We start from the raw sequence: 22,086 nt of genomic DNA, 5'->3' as shown, positions 1-22,086 counted from the left end.
TATATGAACCTCATTTGGCACACGGCCACATGCCAAACAGAAGGCTGGAGGATTGATGACTAATAGCAATACAACAGCGCAGGCACCAAGCCGCGCACCGCGCAGGGGCGGGTTCGGGCCAGGACCTGGGCACGGCCCCGGTGTTGGCGGACCTGCTGAGAAGCCCCAAAATTTTAAGGAAGTACTCGGCAAACTTCTTCATTTCACACGCAGCTATATCCCGGCCATTATCATCGCTTTGGTACTGGGTGCCGTTGGAACAGTTTTCCAAATTATTGGGCCAGACAAACTCAAGGACATCACTAACCTCGTGATGAAGGGCTTGCCTGCACTCGTTCACGGAAAGCCTGTGGTTGGCTCAATTGACTTCACTCAAGTTGAACACATCGCTTTCACACTAGTTGCCCTCTATGTCGGCTATGCGATACTCACATACTTACAGAGTTGGATCATGGCCAACATCACGCAGGAAACTGCGCGAAAGATGCGTGATGCGATTTCGAAGAAAATCAATAAACTGCCACTGCGATATTTTGACCGCGTCAGCTACGGAGATATACTCAGCCGCATCACGAACGATGTCGATACTATTGGCCAAACACTTGGTCAGAGTATCGGTGCACTGATTACCTCTATCACACTTTTCGTGGGTTCTCTCATTATGATGTTCGCCAATAATGTCATCATGACACTCTCGGCAATCGGCGCAAGCTTGGTAGGCGTCATACTCATGCTGGTAGTGATGAAATATTCACAAAGCTACTTCGTGCGTCAGCAGGTCGCCCTAGGCGATGTGAATGGTCACGTTGAAGAAAAATATGCCGGTCACATCATTGTGAAATCGTACAACGGCGAGGAATCTTCCATTGAGCAGTTTGAAGAATACAATCAAGACCTTTATGACTCAGGCTGGAAGTCTCAATTCCTTTCAGGTTTAATGATGCCTCTAATGAATTTTGTAGGTAACCTCGGCTACGTCGTTGTCTGCGTGGTTGGCGCAGCTTTGGTCATCAATGGCTCAATAACCTTCGGTGTGATTGTGGCGTTTATGATGTATGTGCGCCTATTCACTCAACCGTTGAGTCAGTTCGCACAAGCCTTCCAGAATTTGCAGCGTACCGCCGCTGCTTCAGAGCGCGTATTTGATTTCCTTGCCGAAGAAGAGATGGCTGACGAATCAGAGAAACCAGCTTTACTCGGTGAGAATACCGATGGAAGTATTAAACAATTGAGAGGCGACGTCGAATTCGATCACGTCAGCTTTGGATATACCCCTGACAAAACCATTATTCGCGATTTCAGCGCCACAGTGAGCGCCGGCCAGAAGATAGCTATAGTTGGGCCCACCGGAGCAGGAAAAACCACTATGGTGAATCTGCTTATGCGCTTCTACGATGTCACTTCAGGAGACATTCGAATTGACAATATATCCACTTCGAGTGTTCCTCGGTGGAACGTCCACGATCAGTTCTCCATGGTCCTTCAAGACACTTGGATCTTCCGCGGCACCATACGAGAGAATATAGCCTATGCCAAAGCAGGTGTCAGTGATGAACAGATCGTCAATGCTTGCAAAGCTGTGGGCTTGGACCATTTCATTCGCACGCTGCCCAATGGCTATGACACCATGCTCGATGACAAGACCACGCTCTCGCAAGGCCAGCGCCAGTTGGTCACCATCGCGCGAGCGATGGTCAAGGACGCTCCGATTCTGATACTTGACGAAGCCACCAGTTCAGTAGATACGCGAACTGAAGAACTGATTCAACAAGCGATGGACGCTCTGACTGTGGGACGCACCAGCTTTGTGATTGCACACCGACTTTCCACTATCAAGAATGCCGACATGATTCTAGTGATGCGCAATGGCGATATCGTCGAACGTGGTACACACGAGGAATTGCTCAGTGCTAAAGGCTTCTATGCAGATTTGTATAACAGCCAATTCACCAACGCTGAACTCATGGCGTAAGAGAAGGGCATAAAACCGAGCGGCACTTGCTTAAAACAAATAACCGACATTTTACGGCTCATCGCAGATGCCTTGAGACCACACGCTACGAGAGTAACCAGTCTTCGATAACAGTTTTTCTCTCTACTATCGTGAATCGAAGAGTGGAACAACATAAGGGGGAATTATGTATTGGATTTGGACGCTCATCGTAGGCGCAATTATCGGTATTATCGCAGGCGCTATCACCAGCAAGGGCAAGTCAATGGGCTGGATTAGCAATATCATCGCTGGTCTCGTAGGTTCTGCTGTAGGTCAGGCACTGTTTGGCTCTTGGGGACCACAACTCGCAGGAATGGCTCTGATTCCTTCGATTATTGGAGCAGTCATTGTTGTTGCAGTGGTCTCGTTCTTCGTCAGCAAATCAAACAACTAATCACACAACTCTATAAGTTAATGAGCAAGCCGGCCGTCACGCCAATTTCATATGACGGCCGGCTTGCTCATTTAAGATTTCTCTTAAGCTGATGTAGCGGTACCTGACTCGCTAATTACATACTCCACAACGACATGGCCATATTGTTGTTTCAACCGCAGTTCTATTGCCTTGGCTGCTTTCTTCCAACAGGATGCGAGTATTGGAGTCTCCTCGTTTATTGGAATAGCAACTCGTAGTCCCTTGCCTTGGCGGAAAACCATGCAATCAGTGTTGGCTACTTCTATTGGTGACATATCTTGCACGATTTGTCGGATATCCTGTTTCACACTTCCGGAAGTCAACGTTCCATTCGACAGTTCTGACCAGGCTTGTGCACACATCAATATCGGATCCTTAATAGTAAACACCGTAAGGGCCAGAGTGATGAAGAAATCTCCGGTATATAGCAGGAATGAGAATGGGGAGTTCATAGGAATTTGTGAAACCACCAAAGCCGCAACACCAATACCCCCAGACATCAGCGCGTCAATTCTCGTATTCGTGGATTCCACTTTGAGCAGAGAACTCGTATTGTGCATCGTCCTGTTCTGCCGCTTAAAAAAGATGAACAGGACAAAACCGCATGACACCATCACGATTTCATACACAATGACTGGTCCAACATTCATCGCTTCACCAGTGCCAAAACGCCAATACTCATAAGCTTTCACGCTTACTTTCCAGAGCGTCAGCGCCATAAGTGCAATAATCAATGCTGATTTGGCGAACATATATAAGGACTCGAGTGCAAAGCGGCCATATGGATAGCGCGAACTCCGTTTTGAGCTCAGCCTAGACACAACGATGGAGATTATCCCAGAGATTACCGAAATAATCGTGAAGGCCGCGTCTAACAGCAGAGCCTGAATATCAGTAACGATATAGACCACAAATCCTGCTAAGCCCATACCGGCATTCATTATCGTGCCGACTAACAAGGCACGAGATTCAACATTATGCACAGTAGCTGTGGTGCTCATCGGCGTTCCGCAGCCGTCTGAGCATCAAGCGCATGTGCAAGGCTCATAATCATGGCACAGAGCGTGTTGATTTCTTTCTCGTCGTAATCGTTGCTGAGGCTTTCCAGAGCCGCTCGTATTGGTGCGTCAATAGCGCTTACATCGTCAATCGCCTCGGGGGCAATGCTGACATGACTCACGCGCCCATCCAGCTCATCTTTGCATCTATTAACCAGACCCCTACTCTCGAGCTCACTAACCTTTTGAGACACCGAAGACTTTGCCACACCTAAGGTCTCAGCAATACTGCTTACAGTCGGGTCTTCCATATGACGTATCAAATCCATATACAGCAAGCCGTTGTAGGAAACCCCACGATACAAACCGCTGGTACGCATCCGTTTAAGTTCATTAATCACGATGCTGAAATACATCTGTTCAACGCATTCAACCAGTTTCATGAGTCCCCAATCATATAGTTCTATTTACCTAACTATATAATCATGGAGTCGAATCACGCTGCAAGCACCTTCACACTGTGCACACCATCAGATAGATTTAGGGCGTGTATGCACAGTTCCGTAACATCAATATTCGGCGTCGCAACATCTCTTGGCGTAGACCAGTGTCTCTGATGCTATCCACAGGAGTACTTGGTCTTGCTGCTGGTTTGTCCTCAGGTTTGTTAGCGTTGCTCCTGAAGTTCGTGGAAAACCTGTTTTTAAATTTCAATGAAACCCCAATCCTTCCAGGTCCTTTCACTACCCCATGGTTTTGGCGAGCTACCTCTGTAACAGTTGGAGGCATAATTGCTGCCTTAGTTTGGTGGCTGTTACGAAATCGCACAACATCAGTTCCCTCAGTCAGCCAAGCAGTTCAAGATAAAACTATGCCTGTGTGGCAGACTGTGGTGCACGTTTCCACACAGATTTTTTTGGTAGGTACGGGAGCCTCAATTGGCAGGGAAGTTGCGCCTCGTGAGGCAGGAGCCATGCTCGCTGGGATATGGATGCGCTTGTACAAACGATTGAATTTAGATGCCGAAGACAGACGTCTGCTCGTAGCCGCAGCTGCCGGTGCGGGCTTCGCAGGTATTTATATTTCCCCACTGACGGGGGCCCTCTTCAGTATTGAAATCCTACTGAAAAAAATTAATACAACAACCGTCGCAGTAAGTTTTTCTATGTCCGTAATAGCAGCAGCTGTTGGAGGTGCCATTCACGGATTTGGTCCGTATTACAACGTAGGCACAGAGCTTTTTCAACAGCAACTGCTGATTTTCGGTCTCATCGCTGCACCGATCATCGGATATCTAGGTGGATGGTTCGCGAAAGCCACTGCTTGGGCCGAACGATACAAAACCACCAATATTCACATCCTCTGGCAGCTGCCTTTAGCGGCTGCTCTCACCGGACTGGTATCGATATGGGCGCCAGAGGTGATGGGTAATGGAAGAGCTCTCGCTCAAATCGCCATGAACGCTAGCTCTGCGAATGGAATATTGCTCATCGTGCTCATCGGAGGGTTCAAGGCCTTACTGACAATACTCACCATCCGTTCGGGTGCATCGGGCGGCACACTGACCCCTTCCATCGCGGTAGGAGCTAGCGTTGGAGTAGCTTTGGGATCGCTCTGGAATCTCGCGATGCCTGCTATACCGCTTTGGCAGTGTGCGATTGTCGGTGCTGTTGCTCTGCTCTCAGCATCGCAACAGGCTCCGCTAATGGCTCTCATGATGCTCATGGAAATTAGCCATTTACCAATTACAGCAATAGGCCCCTTGGGATTGGCAACGTGTCTAGGAGTGATTGCATCAAGACTGGTACTGTCATCAACGATCACAGGAGACTCCCAGCCAACTCCTGCGTCATTATTATCAAAAACTGATGTTGCCCTCAGATAGCAGGACTTTACTAAAGAGTGTCAAAGGAAGTTAATGAGGCACATACGGATAGCGCAGAGCAACGTTATGCAAAGTGATTCAACAACTGACGAGACCAGGAATCTGATTCCCCTTCTTCACGGTTCCCGATAACCATAATTGAACCCCTTCTTCTCTCATCCTCAAATAGTTCAGGTCGACGTCCCCCAACGTCGACCTGATTGCTAACTATGCTGTATTCGCAAATGTTCTACTCTTTCAACAACATTGCATTCCAGCACTCACACTGTTCTCACAGAATCTCGTCGAATAAAGACCGTGGGAATTCTTGTATGCAGACGCGTGCTACTGTGCACGACGGCGTCAACAGACTTGGCATCAGCATCAGTACCGGTAGATGCATTGTTATCGTCACTATTCGATTGTTGAGGTATAAGGTCAAGGATTCCCTGAGCTGCAATAAGGCCCATCTTGTCCAATTGCTGGGAGATAACCGACAAACTTGGTGTCAATAGTTCAAATAACTTGATGTCGTCAAATGAGATTATAGATAAATCATGCTCAGGACGCAGTTTACGTTCCCGAAGAATATCAATGGCTTGTACTGTGTCTGGAGAATAACCAAAAATTACTGCCGTACAAGATCTATCCATCACTGTCCGCAGTGCTTTCTCACAAGATGAACGATCCCCATGAGTGGATGCGACCACAATATTATCTGCTTCAAATAGGTCAGCAGCAATACGTCGGAAAACAAATTCTCGCTCCGCCAAGGTTGGGGATTTACGTAGCGGACCGGAAATGAATCCCACACGTCGATGACCTAGAGAAGCCAACTCATGTAATGCCTCCTGCATGCCAGGAAAGGGATCGGAATCTATGAGGGGTACTCGGCTCATTCCCTCAGCATTTCGATCCACGAAAATCAATGGAGTGCCACGATCAGCCATAGCATGCAGCGTCCTTGACCCTTTACCTTGAGGAATTACAATTACCCCGTCAATTCTCTGTGCCAGCAAGTTTTTTAAGAGAGCATCCTGCCGATTAACCTGCTCTGAAGCTGTAACGATTAATGTCGAGTATCCAGCTTGGAACAGGGCATCCTGTATCCGATACGCTAAATCAGCAAAATAAGCATTCCTGATATCAGGAACTAATAACCCAATAGTTCCTGTATGAGAAGTGCGCATTGCGCGAGCACCAGAATCAGGAACGTAATTGAGTTCTTCAGCAATTTTCAGGACTTTTTCACGGGTGGAAAGAGAGATTCTTCCTTTGCCATTTAATGACTGCGACACTGCGGCAATCGATAGGCCAGCGCGCTCTGCCACATCACGAATCGTCGCATAGGGCATTTCGGGCCTTCTCTCTTCAGCCAAACGGCAACAACAACGCCGCTACATCAGAGATACTGTGACACATACCCTTGACTAGAGCTTATAGAAGACACTGTTTACAGAAGACCTTGTGAAACCACCAGCACGCTCGCACAAATCAAATAGCGGAACAGCTACGAAAGATACTGTGAATGAACTTCTTCCAAAGTGCCATATGACGCCTGCGCTCCGGAACCTTGAGCTGCATAACTGCCGAATATGCTGCCTAAGCACGCTGCAGACACCAAGTCCATTCCAACTGCTCTTCCAGCAATCACACCTCCCATAAAAGAGTCTCCACATCCAGTGGTATCTACAACCGCAGCTTTCGGAACAGCAACGTGCGTAATAATTGGCTCCACGTTATGCTCTTCCTGTGAAATAACTACACACCCATCGCCACCAAGCGTGATGCACACTTTCGAAAACCCTAAACGTTGTAAATGCTCAGCGATGATGTGCCAATCTGAATCGACAGTAATTGTTTGCGTCGATTGCTCATTCTCCTGTTCGCAACGCAGCAAATCCGCACATTCGAGTTCATTGACAATCAGTACATCTGCGTATGAAGTTAATACTGTTGCTGCTTGTTGATTAAATGGCGAAAGATTAATCACCACTTCGACACCAGTTTGGCGTGCAATCTGTGCGGATTTCAATACGGTAGGCAAAGGAGTCTCGAGGCACAGTCCCATAACGCGCGCCCGCTCGATTTGTGCGGAGCACGCCTCCACAGCCTGCTCATCTAAGTACGCATTGGCACCAGGAGAGACCACAATAGTATTCTCACCGTGGGCATCCACAGTAATTATTGTCGAGCCGCTACTCGTTTGTGCCCTACCAATGCTCTGAGTATCCACGCCACATTGACGTAAGTGCCCTTCAAGGAATTCGGCGTTCTCATCGTCGCCAAGCATACCGATGATCGCGGTATGAACCCCCATCTTGGCAGATGCGACAGCTTGGTTAGAAGACTTACCTCCCGGAAGGATCGACATCGGTCCACCTACCACGGTCTCACCTGGCAGGGGAATCCTATCTGTCACAACTGTGTAATCGGCGTTCATAGAGCCTACAACGACCGCCATTGAATCCGAGCGTTGTGAGAGTGCCTGCCGAAAACGCTCCAAAATCAATCTGCATGCTTCAGGCTTGTCACCCAGATCCACTGTCTTCATACCAAATTCCTTTTCTTACCTCGAGGTCTCGGTGGAGCCGCTGCCAACACATCACAGCAACTCCACCGCAAAGCTCTTATCTCATCGCCAGAAATCAATCCTTAATGGACGAAATTTTATAGAATAAATCACCGAATATGGCATCTCGATTCAGATAGTATGCGGTCCTCATCAGATGTTTGTCATCTAGGCGCTCACCCCATGTGAAATCGTCGTTCAACACCGGCGCTTCAACGCAACGACTGTATACCCACCCAGGATTTACAAGATAAGCCACAGTTGCTATATCCCAAATCACTTTGCTCCATGCATAACGATCAGCATTGAATTCAACGTCGAAATCTTTGAGATCGAAGTCATCAATGCCACTAAGGTACTTATTAACAATCTCATTGTATGAATTGAAATCTTCAGCATCTCCCGAGAACCCTTCCACAGTGTGGGTGAGATAGGTGCCGATTTCATTCTTACCTTTCAGATGCACGGCGAGCTCAGTCGCAGTTGTCCCCAGAGCTGAAGCCACTGACATACATGGAATGGTTATCAGGGGAACGCCGCTATCGAAAAGGACCTTCGAACTGGGCATATCTTGCATCAGATTGAATTCCCAGGTTTGTGGCCAATACAGAGGGTGTCCTCCAAGCCACAGCACCACAATCTTTTCCGCAATTTCCGGATTGCTTAACAATGCCGAAGCGATGTTTGTTGGCGCACCGATAGCAATGATGTATAACGGTTCCCCATCTGGCATAGCGAGCGCCTGCTTCACAATATTTCGTGCTGCCTCGGAATCCACAGGGGAATCTGTTGACTCCATAAAGTGCTCAGAACCTCGGTAGGATGGGATCTCCTCGTGGTGAATGAGTTTGAGAATCGTTTGGATCTCTTGATAGCTTCGCTCCATACCCTCCTGCTCAGTCGCAACTCGTGCATTAAGGAATGGCGCAGCATTAACGCCAATCAGCTTGATTCGATCAGGAGAAGATGCCGCATAGGCCAGCGCAAATTGATCGTCCACCTCGTTATACGTGTCGGAATCCAATATTGCGGTAACCCGTCCTTTTGGCGGAGCCAGAAGTGAGCGCATCGTTTCATCGTTGAACATGATTTGCCTTTCTCGGGGCCCTTCAAACTCTTAGCCCCTAATGTGGTTGTTTAATTACACAGCTTGTATCTAGATATGAATACTTCTTATGCCGATTGTTTCTGGGATTTAACCGCAAATAGGGTATAACCGACAGCAATCAGCAATAGCACGATTGCATACAGCAAGAATGGAACGGTTAGGGAGTCGGAGCCCATAATCGCTGAAGATAGCTTTAATCCATAAGGAGCAAGGAACGCCCCAAGGTTGCAGCCAACAAGTACGACGGCTGTAGAGAGTGTGGATGAATCAGGCGCACAAACATCTGAAATTTTGTTGAACGTGTATGCCACCATCACTGGGTATGCAATGCCAGCAAGCAGCGCACCGATTGATAGGACGATGAATGACTGCGAACTGTAGACAAGTATGCTTCCAACTGCCATCAGCACAATGCCAACCGTCAGGGTATATTGCTTGAGCACTTTGTTAATAGCTCCAAACACGAATCCCATGAGCATTCCGCAGAAAGTCATAACGCTCAAGATTCTGCTGGATTGCTCCATTGATCCAAGACCATTGGTTGAAACAATTGACGAGAACCTCACAGTGATGCCAATGTAAGCCACGACTGCAATAAACAGGAAGCCAGCAATCAAGAGAATTGGAGCATTGATTTTTTGCTTAGCACTAGTTACAGGAGCCTCGCCCTCTGCAACTGGCTGAGTATGTGGCTTATGGACGAACACCATAAAGAGCACCAAAATAGGCACCGCGATGAGGTACACCAAGAATGTACCCTTCCAACTGAATACTAAGAGGAAACCTGCAACAAGCGTCATCAGCGATTGTCCCAAGGATTCAAAGGAACTTCTGAATCCCATCAGGGTAGCCTTTTTATCACCCGAGAAGAATTCACCGATTAGGCTTACGGCCAGCGAGTTGATTAAACCGAAACCGATACCAAGGCAGATTCGTGAACCCATAATGACCCAGAAATTCTCTGTGAAGAAGGGCACGATACCGAATACTGCAGCAATGGCCAGACCAAGAACGACGGTAGTTTTTTCGCCAATTTTCTTGGCAATAAAACCACTTGCTAACACCATAACCATTACCGAAAATGATGGAATTGTTGACAACAGCTCGACGTTGGCTCTGGATTGTTCCGGAAACGCACTCACCATCGCTGGTAGGGCAGGAGAAATCGCATACGCCGAAGTGAGAACTAATGATATTGAGAGCAGAGAGAATTTCATCATGAAACCTCTGTCTTTGGTGCCCATCTTTGCCACCTTTCATGTTGAGTCAGCTTCATTGCTTGAACTCGAGATACAGCTCCGAACAGTGTCGGAAGCCTCTTTGATAAATCGTTTAATCTATCATCAGGTAAAACGATACATCACTTCTGATTAGTGTGCAAGCTTGCTAAATGAAAACTATTAAACGAAATCGAGGCTCCCGACAATAACTTCGGTACGAATGCCCACGAACTGTAGAGCACACACCCCGTAACAAGCGCATACAAGTGCGACACACGAGCTCAACAAACAGTAAAAATGCCATGCCACAACTCCGTGACAACCACCAGCTCGGTTACAAATTCTTAAACGGCGCTGTGGGTCGACGTAAGCATTAACGTCGACCCACAGCGCCGTTTAAGACATACTTCTCAACTTCAACTACCTGCCGGAATCTGCTTTCCGATATGTTTGCCTCTGCCCGACTGTTGCAGAGCGCGTTTTAACCAGATGAGGTCCATCGCCACCACGGCAAGCAGCGCAAAGAGCCACCATGGAACACCAGGTACGTCTGGTGTATCTGTTGCTGCGGCAATGGCAGATTGCGGCGTAGGAGTGATACGTTCTCCCGTCACGAAAATTCGCTGCGTATTAATGCCCAAAGGAGTGCAGGTAACCAACGTCACCAAATCTTTTCCTTCAACGGCTTGTAAAGAACGAGTTTGATCAGGGTCAACTACTTGGATGCGAGTGACACGGTATGTCAGCACCTGTCCGAAAGTCGATACAGTAAAAAGATCCCCGTCCTTAACTTTATCCAAATTGGTAAACATAGTAGCTTGAGCAAGACCACGATGCCCTGTTAATACAGCATGCGTTCCTTTGCCACCAACTGGCAAAGATGTACCTTCAAGATGTCCCACTCCCTCAAGCAAGGTGTCATCAGCTGTGCCATGATAAATGGGCAAATCCAAGCCGATACTAGGTATCTGCACGCGGGCCATCAGGCCATTGCCAGCGTCTAAGGCTTGCTCATAGAGCGTGTGCAAATCTTTGCCTTGATTGCTGCTCGGTGTATTGGTATTAGCTCTGTATAAGGCGTCGGAAGTCAACTGCTCGTTATATTCGTGTGCCAGTGATAACGCCTTTGCATTCTTTTCAGCATCGGATTGACGCGTGTCTGGCACTCCATGCGCCACTATCGATGACTGATTGTATTGAGAGACCCAAGATGCCGCTGATGGATACAGTAATATTGCCGCGCCTGCTAATACCATCAGGGCAGTAAGTGCTGATAACAGCGTATTGCTTGTTCGGTTTTTCAGAACGTCCCCCTTATATCAAGACAGAGCTGGCCCCTCGCAACGAGGAGACCAGCTCTGCATGATCATTGTGTGAGCTACGAGTCACGAATGACCACTAGATACCACTTACTTATTCAGTGAGCGGCGACGTGAAACTGTCAAAGCTCCTGCGCCTGAAATCAACGCAAGTCCTACAACAACCATCACAGCAATGCCTGTTGAACCAGTCATAGGCAGGTTTGGTACATTCTGCTTAGTGTTCTTAACGGTGACATCGACACCGGCTGTCTGGCCAGTCTTCACAGTCACAGCGGTTAGGGCAGCATCTCCGTCAGGAAGAACAAAGCCCGCAGGAGCCTTGGTCTCCTTGATGACGTAGCAACGCTGTGAGGCATCAATTGGGGCATTCTTCGAATCTGAAACGAATAGGCCTGCAACGGTGATTTTTCCGTTCGCATCTGATGTGAAGGTGCTCTTCCCATCAACAGTGATTGGATCGCCTGTTGTTGCAGTTGCTGTGCAGCTATCCGCATATGCATCTTTGGCAGCATAAACTTCGAACTCAGCACCCGACAGACCCGCATTATCCTTGTCTGCATCAACCTTGCTAATGACCAAATCACCCCAATTTTGATGTACTTCAGGAGAGACAGGAGGCGTCACGGGAGGATTAACTGGGGGAACGACCGGCGGGACAGGAGGCTCATCAGAAACCTCAGTATCGGCGTAGAGACTGGCCTTGTTCGGAATGACACCATTACCGAGGGAGTTAACAGTACCCTTGAATGTGGTCACTACGCTCTTGTTTGGAATGGTTTTCAACCAAGCAAGACCATCTTTCGTGAAGGAAACGTCCACTGCTTGCCCTGTAACGGTGACGGTATAGAAGGACTTATCAACAGCCTGACCATCAACGGTCACAGACAGATCACTTGAAGGAGTTAAGCGCGAATCTAAATCATCATGAATGATGTAGTACTTATAGTTAGCGTTATCGGCAATCTTAGGAACGCGAGTAGTGACAGGGAATTGTGCTACAGAGCCGATTCCTAGACCTTCTTGGGAGAGCACAGTCTTGTCGACGGTGGTGCTACCGTTCTTTGGATAGACGTTAACGTCATACAACCAGCCCTTGGTGTTGTCATGGTCAGGGAATGGGATAGTGACAATGAAGGACTGTGCGATGTCTACCACAGTAGATGGGCGATTTGTCTCAACCACGACGTAAGCCGCAACAGGCAAGCTCGGAGCTGTAGCTTCACCTTGAGCATCGGTGGTAACCGAAGCGACTTTGGTGAAACCGTAGCTCTGCGAGCTCAAAGAAATAGTAGTGGTACCTGGTGTCACAGTCTGTGGTGCTTTAGCTTCAGACAAGCCGTTCCAAGAATCAGCGTTAGCAAGATCTAGACCGTCAATGCGATACACAGTAAATTCAACGCCTGCGATTCCAGGTGTGGTGATGTTAGAGGAGCCGTCAGGCTGAGCCGTTGCATCGGTTCCGTTCTGATGCTCGTGCTTATGAATAATAATCGATCCCTTTTTGGCAGTGTCAATATTGCCAAACTCGGGTGCAGTAGTAGCTGCATTTGCTACGACTCCGGTCATCCCCATCGCTAAAGCCCCAGCGAGGCCGACAGCAACTGAGAGAACCTTTTTGGTTCTATCCCAACTCATATTTCTCTCCTTATTAGTTGAAAATCCATACCGTATTGACGGTAAAAATTGCGCAATCCTGCTTCGAAGCCTTGTTTCAAACCTCAAAGCAGGGAGGTGTTATTGTTTGAGTTCTGAAGACTCTCGCATTCGTTTTCGAGTGGAAACGATGTGCCATGAACCAAGCGCAGCTGCAAGAATCAACACAACAGCGCCACTGATCATGAACAGGTCAGTGCTGGCCCCTCCAGTCATTGGCAGGTCAGGCACATGTTGTTTGTTGTTGACAACCGAACCAGACTGGGAATCAGCAACAGTGACACTCAAATGTGTGGCATCAATAGTGAAGGCGTGCTCAGTGCTATTTACCTGATAACCGGCGGGAGCTTCTTTCTCAACTAACTTGAATGCTCCCCACGGAAGATTTGCTACCGAGAAATGACCCTGATCATCTCCCGTGATGTCCTTCTTGCTTCCGTCCGGATACGTGAGGGTCCAGACTGAACCTTTCAAAGAATGGCCGTCATCAGCGGTCTTGCTCCATGACGCAGTGCCAGCAACTTGCTTATTGATCAAGTTGCAACGCACTGTGCTGCCTGGTGTAATACCCGCTACATCTCCCGATGTTCCCGCCAGTGGAATCGTTGTAGAAACGTTGCTTGTAGTAGTGACTACACAGGACCCTGAAGAAAATTCATATCCTTGTTGCTGAGTTTCTGCTACGGTCACGGCTGCGCTCTGTGAGGCATCAGTGAAAGTAATAGGCCATGCACTATCGACGGTACCGCTCGCATTAGTATTTTTTGTCAATGGTCCTTGGACTGCTGTGCCCAGAGGAGAGCGCGTAGATAGAGAGGCGCTCATCGCCCAACCAACACCAGGGGACTGATTGCCGGCGGTGCTGAGAATGGTCTTGCTGATAATCACCGATGCTTGTGGAATTGCTTTGTTGCTGATGGGCCCCACGCTAATTGTGGTCGCTTTGTTGACAGCCACTGGATACACCTGATCGCTAATCTCATACCCAGAAGGAGCAGATTTTTCCTTCAGCGTGTAGTTACCCCAGACCAATCCGTTAACGAGGAATTTGCCAGCAGCAGGGTCTTTATCGAGTCCTGTGCAATTCGCTGCAGCGGTGGCAACACAATCCTCAACCGTGCGTACAGATGAGTTGCCAGCTGTTGGGCCAGTCAGTTCCCATACAGAACCACCTAGCACTTTGCTTGAATCAGCACTGTCAACCTTTGACCACGAGATACTGCCGTTGCTTTTGGGCACATTAGTTATAGTGCAAGTCACAGCGGCGCCCTTCCCAGTAGTTTGTGGTATCAGAACCGTTCCAGATGAACCACTTCCTTGAGACACAGTGGAGCCGTCATTCGTATTTATACATTGCCAGCTCGCATCGTATCCACTCAGAGGAGTTCCTGAACCAGAAGCCATTGACTCACCAAACGAATAAGTTTGGTTAGACATCGCTGGGATTGGTCCAATTTGTGCAGATTGTATACCACTTGCTGAGCCGCTTGTAGATACAGTGGCAATTTGAGAATCTTGGGATAAAGTCAATGAAAATTGGTCACTGCTGGCAGCGCGCCCGTTCGGAATGTTTTTTCGCACGGTCACAGTCGAAGGCGAATTACAACTCGCCAAATCAGTACTTGAACCTAGCTGTTCCGATACAAGACCATTGTTAGAACCAATAGGTTCCCAACTGCTTGCTTTGTAGTGATAAAGACGAGTTCCAGTACCGAGATAAATGGTGCCATCCGTGTCAAAGGCAATACCGTTTACCGGGTTAGCGACACCAATATTACCCGTAATTTGAGATTGAGGACTGATTACGTGGCTTGTACTCGTTGCTTGCTGCGCTGTCAACAACTCCGCTGCAGAAATCGTAAAAAGAGTAGTATCTCCGCCTTGTACACTTCGAACAACATATAAATTACCTGCTGCATCGAATGCGATATCACCGTTGCTCGCGGTAGTGTCACCGTACGACGAAGCATTGAAATAACCCAGATTCACGTAGGTCTGAGACGAAACAATATATTCAAACATCATGAAGACAATGCGGTTATTCGATGTAGCATATGCGCCGAAAACGAAATTTCCGTTAGATAAATCCACGGCTCCTGCAACCTGCCCATTTGTTGTTGGCGGGTTGTTGGAAGAATTAGTAGCTGTCCAATTCGATGAAGAACCTGAATATTTGTAGAGGGTATCAAGGCTTGAATTACCTGTAGTTCCTCCCGACCTCGAATACGCAAATGCCGTGGCGCCATCTTGTCCTATTCCCAGCCCGTTGACATTTGAGTCTTGTATTGAATTCGAAAAACTTACGTTAGACGTAGTTCCAGCAGCATATTGCTTGATAGATCCATCTGATTGCTGCGAATACACATATCCAGGTGCACAAGTAAATGCGCTCGTGGAAGATGTTGCTGCGTTTGCAGAGTGGACTGCTAAACCACCGGTAACAATCAACACTGCACAAATGAGTAATGCTATGAGAGCACCATGTTTGCGAATACTAGCGGCAGACCCATCACTGCGGCCATGATTCTCCGTATAGTTCTGCAAGGAATCCCCCATCCCTGTCAAGACCGAATATCCGAAAGCTAATCAACGCATTCGCGAATCATCGCTAACCGAATTTCGGCCACTCCCCCAAAGCCCGCTCCCCAGCAGGCATAGCTCCGCTCCACCCTCTTAAGGGCTCAAACGAAACATTTCTGTGCGGCGGACTCTATCTGACCGCCAATGAAATCTAAAAACCTATTGTAACAAACATTTGGCTAAAATGTTGCACTGCTGTCTTTTTGTAATGATACTTTCAATATTCTCTTAGGTTTTCAAGGAACATTTCGCTGACAGCGGAATCTTTTATCTTTTCAGTGCTTTCTCGACTCCACTCCTGAGTGCTCCACACAACGGCAAGAACATTGCATGCGACTTTCCCTGAACAATCGTTAAGACGAAATTTTCTTGCATATACAACAGTTGTATATGCAAGCGTCTATACTATTCCCCTGATTCAACAGCAAAACAGCACACATCCGACGGTTCATAGCCTTGCGCAAAGCGTTACGAGCGGTCAGTCAGAGTCATGCGACAATGAGGTATCTCGGCCAATTAATCTTGGAATGGAAATTCGATCCCTAAACAATTTGATTAGCCGATATCTCGGTGCCACCATGCCAGAAAACGCACGAGCTGCAACAGGTGGAAATGCACGTATCATTATGTTTTTAGCGAAAAATGAGCATCGCGATATATTCCAATATGACATTGAAGAACGCTGCTCAATAACCCCATCAACTGCATCGCGTGTACTCAGCCTGATGGAGAAAAAAGGGTTGATTGAGCGTCAGGCAGTAGAACGTGATGCGCGATTACGCAGAATTGTTCTCACCGACGCAGCGCAAGAGATCGTTGATGCGCTAAGGCGAAATGCAGAAAAAATGGAAGATACCCTTTTCGCACAGTTCACGGAAGAAGATTTGGCACAGCTCTCGTCATATTTCGCGATGATGAGAAGCAACCTCACCAGCACAGGGCTCGTGGGCAATAACTGCGTCAATGCAAAAAACCTCGACAAATCATCAGGCAGTCCCTCGGACACTCCTGCAAACAACGGTTCCAGTAACACCAGCACCACAGACGGAAGAAGCAATTAATGACGGCGATCACCACGACTGCCTCTACAACAACTCAACAGCGCTCAGGAGGAAAACACACCATCAGGATACTTCTGCGAAGCTTGCGCGAATACCGCAAAGAAAGCTTGCTCGCACCTGCATTCGTAGCTGTTGAGAGTGTGTTAGAAATCGTAATCCCAACTATAATGGCTCTACTTATCGATAAGGGGATCTCAGGACGGAGCATTCCGAATATCTGGCGCTTCGGCCTAATTCTGCTTGCATGCTCAGCAGTTTCACTTATCTGCGGGTTTTTAGCTGGTAAATTTGCTGCGATTGCGTCATCTGGCATCGCAAAAAACCTTAGACATGATGTATTTGACAAAGTTCAATCATTCAGCTTTACCAATATTGATCGATTCTCGACCGGATCGATTATTACCAGGCTGACTACTGATGTAACGAATCTTCAGAATGCCTATCAAATGTTAATCCGTATGGGTGTTCGCGCTCCGATTATGGTCATCATCTCGTGGGTGTTTGCCTTCCGCATCAGCCCCTCGATTTCTATGGTCTTTGTGGCAACTATTCCTGTGCTAGGTATAGGTTTGTTCGCACTAACGGTTATCGTGCACCCAGTCTTTGAAAAAGTCTTTCACACCTACGACGAACTCAATAATGTTGTCGATGAAAACCTTCAAGGCATCCGCGTCGTAAAATCCTTTAACCGCGAGCAACATGAAGTTAGCAAATTCTCGGCAATCTCAGAACGTATCTACAAGTATTTTGTCAAGGCTGAGAAAACAATGAGCTTCAATATGCCCTTAATGCAACTATGCATGTATGTGTCAATGATTGCTATCGCTTGGTTTGGCGCTCAGCAAATCGTGGCATCCGGTAACAACAGCGCCAATGGACTCAGTACCGGCGATCTTACAGCCTTGGTGACTTATGCCATGCAAATTCTGATGAGCATGATGATGCTCTCAATGATTTTCGTCATGGTTATTATCTCAAGGGCATCAGCAGAACGTATTCGTGAAGTCCTCACCGAGGTCAGCACAGTCAGTAATCCGAGCTCCGCTTTAACTTCAGTCACTGATGGTTCCATCGACTTTGAAAATGTAAGCTTTCGCTACGCAGGCAGCTCAGAGAAGCCAGTGCTAGATGCAATATCACTCCACATTCAGTCCGGTCAGACCGTAGGTATCGTCGGCGGCACAGGGTCATCTAAATCTAGTCTCGTCCAACTCATACCGCGACTTTACGATGTCACTAGTGGCTCGTTACGAGTAGGGGGACATGACGTTCGTGAATATGATCTCGAAGTGTTACGAGACCAAGTAGCTATGGTTCTGCAAAAGAACGTGTTGTTCAGCGGAAGCATCAAAGACAATCTTCGTTGGGGTAACCCGCAAGCCAGTGATGCCGAGCTCATTCATGCTTGCAAGCTAGCTCAGGCCGACGGGTTTATTCGAGAATTCCCCGACGGATATGACACCTACATCGAGCAAGGCGGCAGCAATGTGTCTGGCGGGCAGCGTCAACGATTATGCATAGCGCGAGCATTACTCAAACGTCCACAAATATTAATTTTGGATGACTCCACTAGTGCTGTAGATACCAAAACTGATCAGCTCATCCGTGAAGCCTTCCATACCGAAATACCAGATACTACTAAGATCATCATCGCTCAGCGCATCGCCTCAGTTGAAGAGTCAGACGTCATCATCGTCATGCAAGAAGGGCGCATCCTTGATCACGGCACTCATCAAGAACTACTCGGCTCAAGCGAGGAATATCGAGAGATCTATGAATCGCAAACGCGAAACCCAGGAGATGAAGAGCGATGACCGACAGAAAACCACGACAAGCGCAGAAAGCTGCACCTGGAACTACCAAACGCATCTTCGCATATATCTTCACGTATAAATGGCGCGTGGCAGCCATCATTGTGTGCATATTACTGTCCGCAGCAGCACAGGCCGGATCTGCACTCTTCTTGCAGACTCTTATCGACACATATATTTTGCCTCTCGTTGGAGAACACAATCCAAATTGGGGGCCTCTGGTCGAAGCGTTGGTACTGATGGGCTGTTTGTATATCGTTGGAACCCTCAGTACTTGGTTGTATAACTGGCTATTAGTCGCTATTGAACAGGGCACACTGAAGCGTATTCGCGACGAAATGTTTGCACATCAACAACAACTATCAATTCGATACTTTGACACTCATGAACATGGCGATGTCATGAGCCGCTATACGAATGATACTGACACACTCCGTCAGGCTATTAGCCAATCCTTCCCACAAATGTTTTCCTCGGCAGTTTCAGCTTTGGCGGCTTTGGCCGCAATGCTCTGGCTCTCAATCCCATTCACCGTATTCACGTTGGTATTTACCGTGATCCTTATTGTGGTCGTTCGTGTCTTAGTTACCCGTAGCGGCATGTACTTCGTTCATCAACAACAATCGATCGGTGATGTCAACGGATTTGTGGAAGAAGCCGTAAATGGGCAGAAAGTCATCAAAATCTTTAACCATGAGCGGGCTTCAGCCACCACCTTTGCGCAGAAGAATGAAGAGCTCTTTGAAGCCAGCACACAGGCGAATATTTATGGCAATATCACCATGCCTGTTGTGGGCAATATGGGTTATCTGCTGTATGTGCTTCTGGCAATAGTCGGAGGTATCGCAGGAATATCAGGTTGGGGCAATGTTGGACTTTATGGCTCCGGAGCACTGACTCTGGGGGCCCTAATCTCCCTGCTCACACTCTCTCGCTCTTTTATCAACCCTATCGGCCAAGTCTCTATGCAGTTCAATATGGTCATGATGGCCCTCGCCGGCGCTTCACGCATCTTTGCTCTAATGGATGAGCCGATTGAGCAAGATAAAGGCACTGTCAGGTTGGTCAATGTCAGTATCGGTGCCAATGGAGAGCTCACCGAGTCCAACACCCCAACTCAACATTGGGCTTGGAAACGTGAAGCCAACGACGACGGCACCCGTTCTATGCAGGAAGCAGATAATCTCAGTCCTCGCGCTGCTGAGGTGGCGCTGAAGGCCAGAGAGAGTGCATTAACCTCATCAGATGGAAGACTGACATTATTGCGTGGTGATGTGCGTTTCACTGATGTCACTTTTGGCTACAATCCGGCAGAACCTGTGCTGCATGACATCACGTGGTTCGCTAAACCAGGTCAGAAGGTTGCTCTTGTCGGAGCAACAGGAGCAGGAAAGACCACAGTCACCAATCTCATCAATCGTTTCTATGACATTCAACAAGGTCAGATTCTTTATGATGGGATTGATGTCAGCCACATTCGTAAGCCCGATTTGAGGCATTCTTTAGGAATTGTCTTACAGGATGTCAATCTCTTCACAGGTAGTGTGATGGACAACATACGTTACGGACGCCTTGACGCAAGCGACGAAGAATGTATCGAAGCTGCCAAGCTCACCAATGCCGATGGATTCATCCGTATGTTGCCAGAGGGATATCAGACTGTTCTACAGGGGGACGGCAGCGGACTCTCTCAAGGTCAGCGTCAGCTAATTTCTATCGCACGAGCTGCTGTGGCAAATCCTCCTGCAATGATTCTCGACGAGGCAACGTCATCCATCGATACCCGCACCGAATCAGTGGTCCAACAGGGTATGGATGCTCTGATGAACAATCGCACCGTATTCGTGATTGCACACCGACTCTCAACAGTGCGCAACGCGGATGTCATTATGGTTCTCGACCACGGCAAAATCATTGAGCGTGGAACCCACGACGAACTCATCACACAACGCGGCCAGTACTACCAGCTGTACACAGGTGCTTTAGAGCTGGAATGATGTCGAACTTGCTTATCGCTGTTTCATCCCTCAAGCCTGCATTGCTGAGCTATCAGCACAGCAATGCAGGAGCACTTGATAACACTGATATGATGTAGCCGCAATGAGAGCACAATCAAGGGGGAGATTATGTTAGCTTTATTCATTATTCTTATGCTGCTGTGGATTATCGGTGGTATTGCAGGCCTAGCTGTTAAGGGTTTGGTTTGGTTGTTCTTCGTCTCACTCGTACTGTTCGTCATCACGGCAGTCTGGGGATTCGTAAAGGGTATTTTCTCCAAGAAGAGCTGAGCTTAATCTCTCAGATACGATAACTGCTTCAACGGGACAGCGTTTCACCATAATATTTGGTCAATAAGCTGTCCCTTTGAAGCAGTTATTGTATTTATAGAGAATTCAAAGCTTACAGATGCAGTGTGCGGTTGAAGAAATCAATAATGCCACCCACATAGCCAGACATCGCCGAATTAGGCATGCCAAAAAGCTCGTGTCTGCTGTTCTCAATATGCACGAGTTCTGCGTAGCAGCCACCCTCTTGTACCTGTTGCACAAATTGACTTTCTTGTCTCTCTAGCACGTAATCATCATTCGTTGCTTGGAAGAGCAGCAGTGGCGTCTCAATTCGATCGCATTGTGACTGTTTCAACACTGATCTAGACATACGAAGTGCTTCCCTCACCCACGCAAAAGTCGCTGCGCTGGTTTGATATTCCACATGATGCGAGCGCACAGACTGGAACCACTCAATACGCTGGGCACTGGCATGCCTGTAGTCACGCTCATTAATTTCTTGAACAAACGGCGCATGCCCTGGCACAATATGCCGAGCGAATCCAAATTTGCAAGCAGTCTCCACCACGGCAGGAGCAAGCCACAACGGCATTCCAGTTCGAGGAGCTATCATCGGCGAAGACAGCACGGCTTTGTCGAACAAGGTTGGGTAACGTTGTAACACAGCCGCACCAATTGCACCGCCCATTGAATGTCCAAACAGATACACGGGAAGTCCTCCTGCATATTCTTGAGCGACCTGCGAACAAAAGTGCGACAAGTCTTCAACGTAGCGGTGCCAATCGTCAATCCATACTAAATTGGGGTCAGATACATCTCTTACTGAGAAGCCATGCCCACGGTGCTCTAGAATGCAAACCGAGTAGCCAGCAAGCAAAAAATACCAAGCCATTTCATCATATTTCACCGCAAATTCAGTAAATCCGTGAGAGATTACCACCACACCGCGAAAGCGAGCAGACGCAGTGCTGCAATGCAAAGCATCGAATTGATCGGCACGATAACATACGTAATGCAACTTTCCTGGATTGACGTTTACCCGATTGTGGGTAGTGGGAGCGGCTTCCATCCATCCATCAACCCGACAGGATGATAAGGCAGGAAGAACGGATGTGCTCATGGTTTCGGCATAGTGGCGCTCATCGAGCAAATCAAATTGCATATGTCCAAACTACATCTGAGGGTGCTCTGGTGTGACTGC

Annotated in this window: 17 protein-coding genes; 7 read left to right on the top strand and 10 right to left on the bottom strand. The window is 47.9% G+C overall.

The window, feature by feature from the left end; all coding sequences use genetic code 11:
- Window positions 1–55: 55 nt before the first annotated feature.
- Together LKI20_RS01670 and LKI20_RS01665 are read left to right on the top strand one after the other, a co-directional pair.
- Window positions 56–1,972 (top strand): ABC transporter ATP-binding protein, encoded by a 1,917-nt coding sequence (locus LKI20_RS01670; protein WP_291768993.1) that lies wholly within the window; start codon window positions 56–58, stop codon window positions 1,970–1,972.
- 166 nt (window positions 1,973–2,138) lie between these two features.
- Complete coding sequence (locus tag LKI20_RS01665) at window positions 2,139–2,387, top strand: GlsB/YeaQ/YmgE family stress response membrane protein (protein ID WP_033497724.1); 249 nt, start codon at window positions 2,139–2,141, stop codon at window positions 2,385–2,387.
- Window positions 2,388–2,470: 83 nt separating this feature from the next.
- On the opposite strand, the gene LKI20_RS01660 is transcribed toward LKI20_RS01665, so the two are convergent.
- Window positions 2,471–3,409, bottom strand: a complete 939-nt coding sequence (locus LKI20_RS01660; protein ID WP_291768986.1) for a cation transporter — start codon at window positions 3,407–3,409, stop codon at window positions 2,471–2,473.
- The gene (locus tag LKI20_RS01655; RefSeq protein ID WP_291768983.1) at window positions 3,406–3,849 is read right to left on the bottom strand and encodes a MarR family winged helix-turn-helix transcriptional regulator; all 444 of its coding nucleotides are present in this window, start codon (window positions 3,847–3,849) and stop codon (window positions 3,406–3,408) included. The genes LKI20_RS01660 and LKI20_RS01655 overlap by 4 nt, the downstream gene beginning before the upstream one ends.
- A 104-nt stretch (window positions 3,850–3,953) precedes the next feature.
- Between LKI20_RS01655 and LKI20_RS01650 the strand changes: the two genes are divergently transcribed.
- The gene (locus tag LKI20_RS01650) at window positions 3,954–5,291 is read left to right on the top strand and encodes a chloride channel protein (protein WP_291768980.1); all 1,338 of its coding nucleotides are present in this window, start codon (window positions 3,954–3,956) and stop codon (window positions 5,289–5,291) included.
- Between the two features lie 260 nt (window positions 5,292–5,551).
- On the opposite strand, the gene LKI20_RS01645 is transcribed toward LKI20_RS01650, so the two are convergent.
- From LKI20_RS01645 to LKI20_RS01615, 7 genes are all read right to left on the bottom strand, one after another.
- Window positions 5,552–6,625, bottom strand: coding sequence for a LacI family DNA-binding transcriptional regulator (locus LKI20_RS01645; RefSeq protein ID WP_291768978.1), 1,074 nt, complete (start codon window positions 6,623–6,625; stop codon window positions 5,552–5,554).
- A 155-nt stretch (window positions 6,626–6,780) separates the two neighbouring features.
- Window positions 6,781–7,824, bottom strand: coding sequence for a ribokinase (locus LKI20_RS01640; protein WP_291768975.1), 1,044 nt, complete (start codon window positions 7,822–7,824; stop codon window positions 6,781–6,783).
- 94 nt (window positions 7,825–7,918) lie between these two features.
- On the bottom strand, window positions 7,919–8,929 hold the full coding sequence (locus LKI20_RS01635; RefSeq protein WP_291768972.1) for a nucleoside hydrolase: 1,011 nt from the start codon (window positions 8,927–8,929) through the stop codon (window positions 7,919–7,921).
- Window positions 8,930–9,015: 86 nt separating this feature from the next.
- On the bottom strand, window positions 9,016–10,194 hold the full coding sequence (locus LKI20_RS01630; RefSeq protein WP_291768970.1) for an MFS transporter: 1,179 nt from the start codon (window positions 10,192–10,194) through the stop codon (window positions 9,016–9,018).
- Window positions 10,195–10,586: 392 nt separating this feature from the next.
- The gene (locus LKI20_RS01625; protein WP_291768968.1) at window positions 10,587–11,426 is read right to left on the bottom strand and encodes a class C sortase; all 840 of its coding nucleotides are present in this window, start codon (window positions 11,424–11,426) and stop codon (window positions 10,587–10,589) included.
- Between the two features lie 153 nt (window positions 11,427–11,579).
- Window positions 11,580–13,127 carry a SpaH/EbpB family LPXTG-anchored major pilin gene (locus LKI20_RS01620; RefSeq protein ID WP_291768966.1) on the bottom strand — a complete coding sequence of 516 codons (1,548 nt, stop codon included), beginning with the start codon at window positions 13,125–13,127 and terminating at the stop codon, window positions 11,580–11,582.
- A 99-nt stretch (window positions 13,128–13,226) separates the two neighbouring features.
- Entirely contained in the window at window positions 13,227–15,689 is a 2,463-nt protein-coding gene (locus LKI20_RS01615; protein WP_291768963.1) for a SpaA isopeptide-forming pilin-related protein, read from the bottom strand.
- A 614-nt stretch (window positions 15,690–16,303) separates the two neighbouring features.
- Here LKI20_RS01615 and LKI20_RS01610 point away from each other — a divergent pair.
- From LKI20_RS01610 to LKI20_RS01595, 4 genes are all read left to right on the top strand, one after another.
- Window positions 16,304–16,786, top strand: a complete 483-nt coding sequence (locus LKI20_RS01610) for a MarR family winged helix-turn-helix transcriptional regulator (RefSeq protein WP_291768958.1) — start codon at window positions 16,304–16,306, stop codon at window positions 16,784–16,786.
- The gene (locus LKI20_RS01605; RefSeq protein ID WP_291768955.1) at window positions 16,786–18,600 is read left to right on the top strand and encodes an ABC transporter ATP-binding protein; all 1,815 of its coding nucleotides are present in this window, start codon (window positions 16,786–16,788) and stop codon (window positions 18,598–18,600) included. The genes LKI20_RS01610 and LKI20_RS01605 overlap by 1 nt, the downstream gene beginning before the upstream one ends.
- Window positions 18,597–20,594 (top strand): ABC transporter ATP-binding protein, encoded by a 1,998-nt coding sequence (locus LKI20_RS01600; RefSeq protein ID WP_291768952.1) that lies wholly within the window; start codon window positions 18,597–18,599, stop codon window positions 20,592–20,594. Before LKI20_RS01605 ends, LKI20_RS01600 begins: the two co-directional genes overlap by 4 nt.
- Window positions 20,595–20,723: 129 nt before the next feature.
- Window positions 20,724–20,885 carry a hypothetical protein gene (locus LKI20_RS01595; RefSeq protein WP_291768949.1) on the top strand — a complete coding sequence of 54 codons (162 nt, stop codon included), beginning with the start codon at window positions 20,724–20,726 and terminating at the stop codon, window positions 20,883–20,885.
- A gap of 112 nt (window positions 20,886–20,997) precedes the next feature.
- On the opposite strand, the gene LKI20_RS01590 is transcribed toward LKI20_RS01595, so the two are convergent.
- Window positions 20,998–22,047, bottom strand: coding sequence for an alpha/beta fold hydrolase (locus LKI20_RS01590; protein ID WP_291768947.1), 1,050 nt, complete (start codon window positions 22,045–22,047; stop codon window positions 20,998–21,000).
- Window positions 22,048–22,086: the final 39 nt, after the last annotated feature.

Source organism: Bifidobacterium sp. (assembly GCF_022647885.1).
Taxonomy (GTDB): domain Bacteria; phylum Actinomycetota; class Actinomycetes; order Actinomycetales; family Bifidobacteriaceae; genus Bombiscardovia.
Note: the sequence above shows the minus strand (reverse complement) of the source record. Positions and strands in the feature narration are given on the sequence as shown.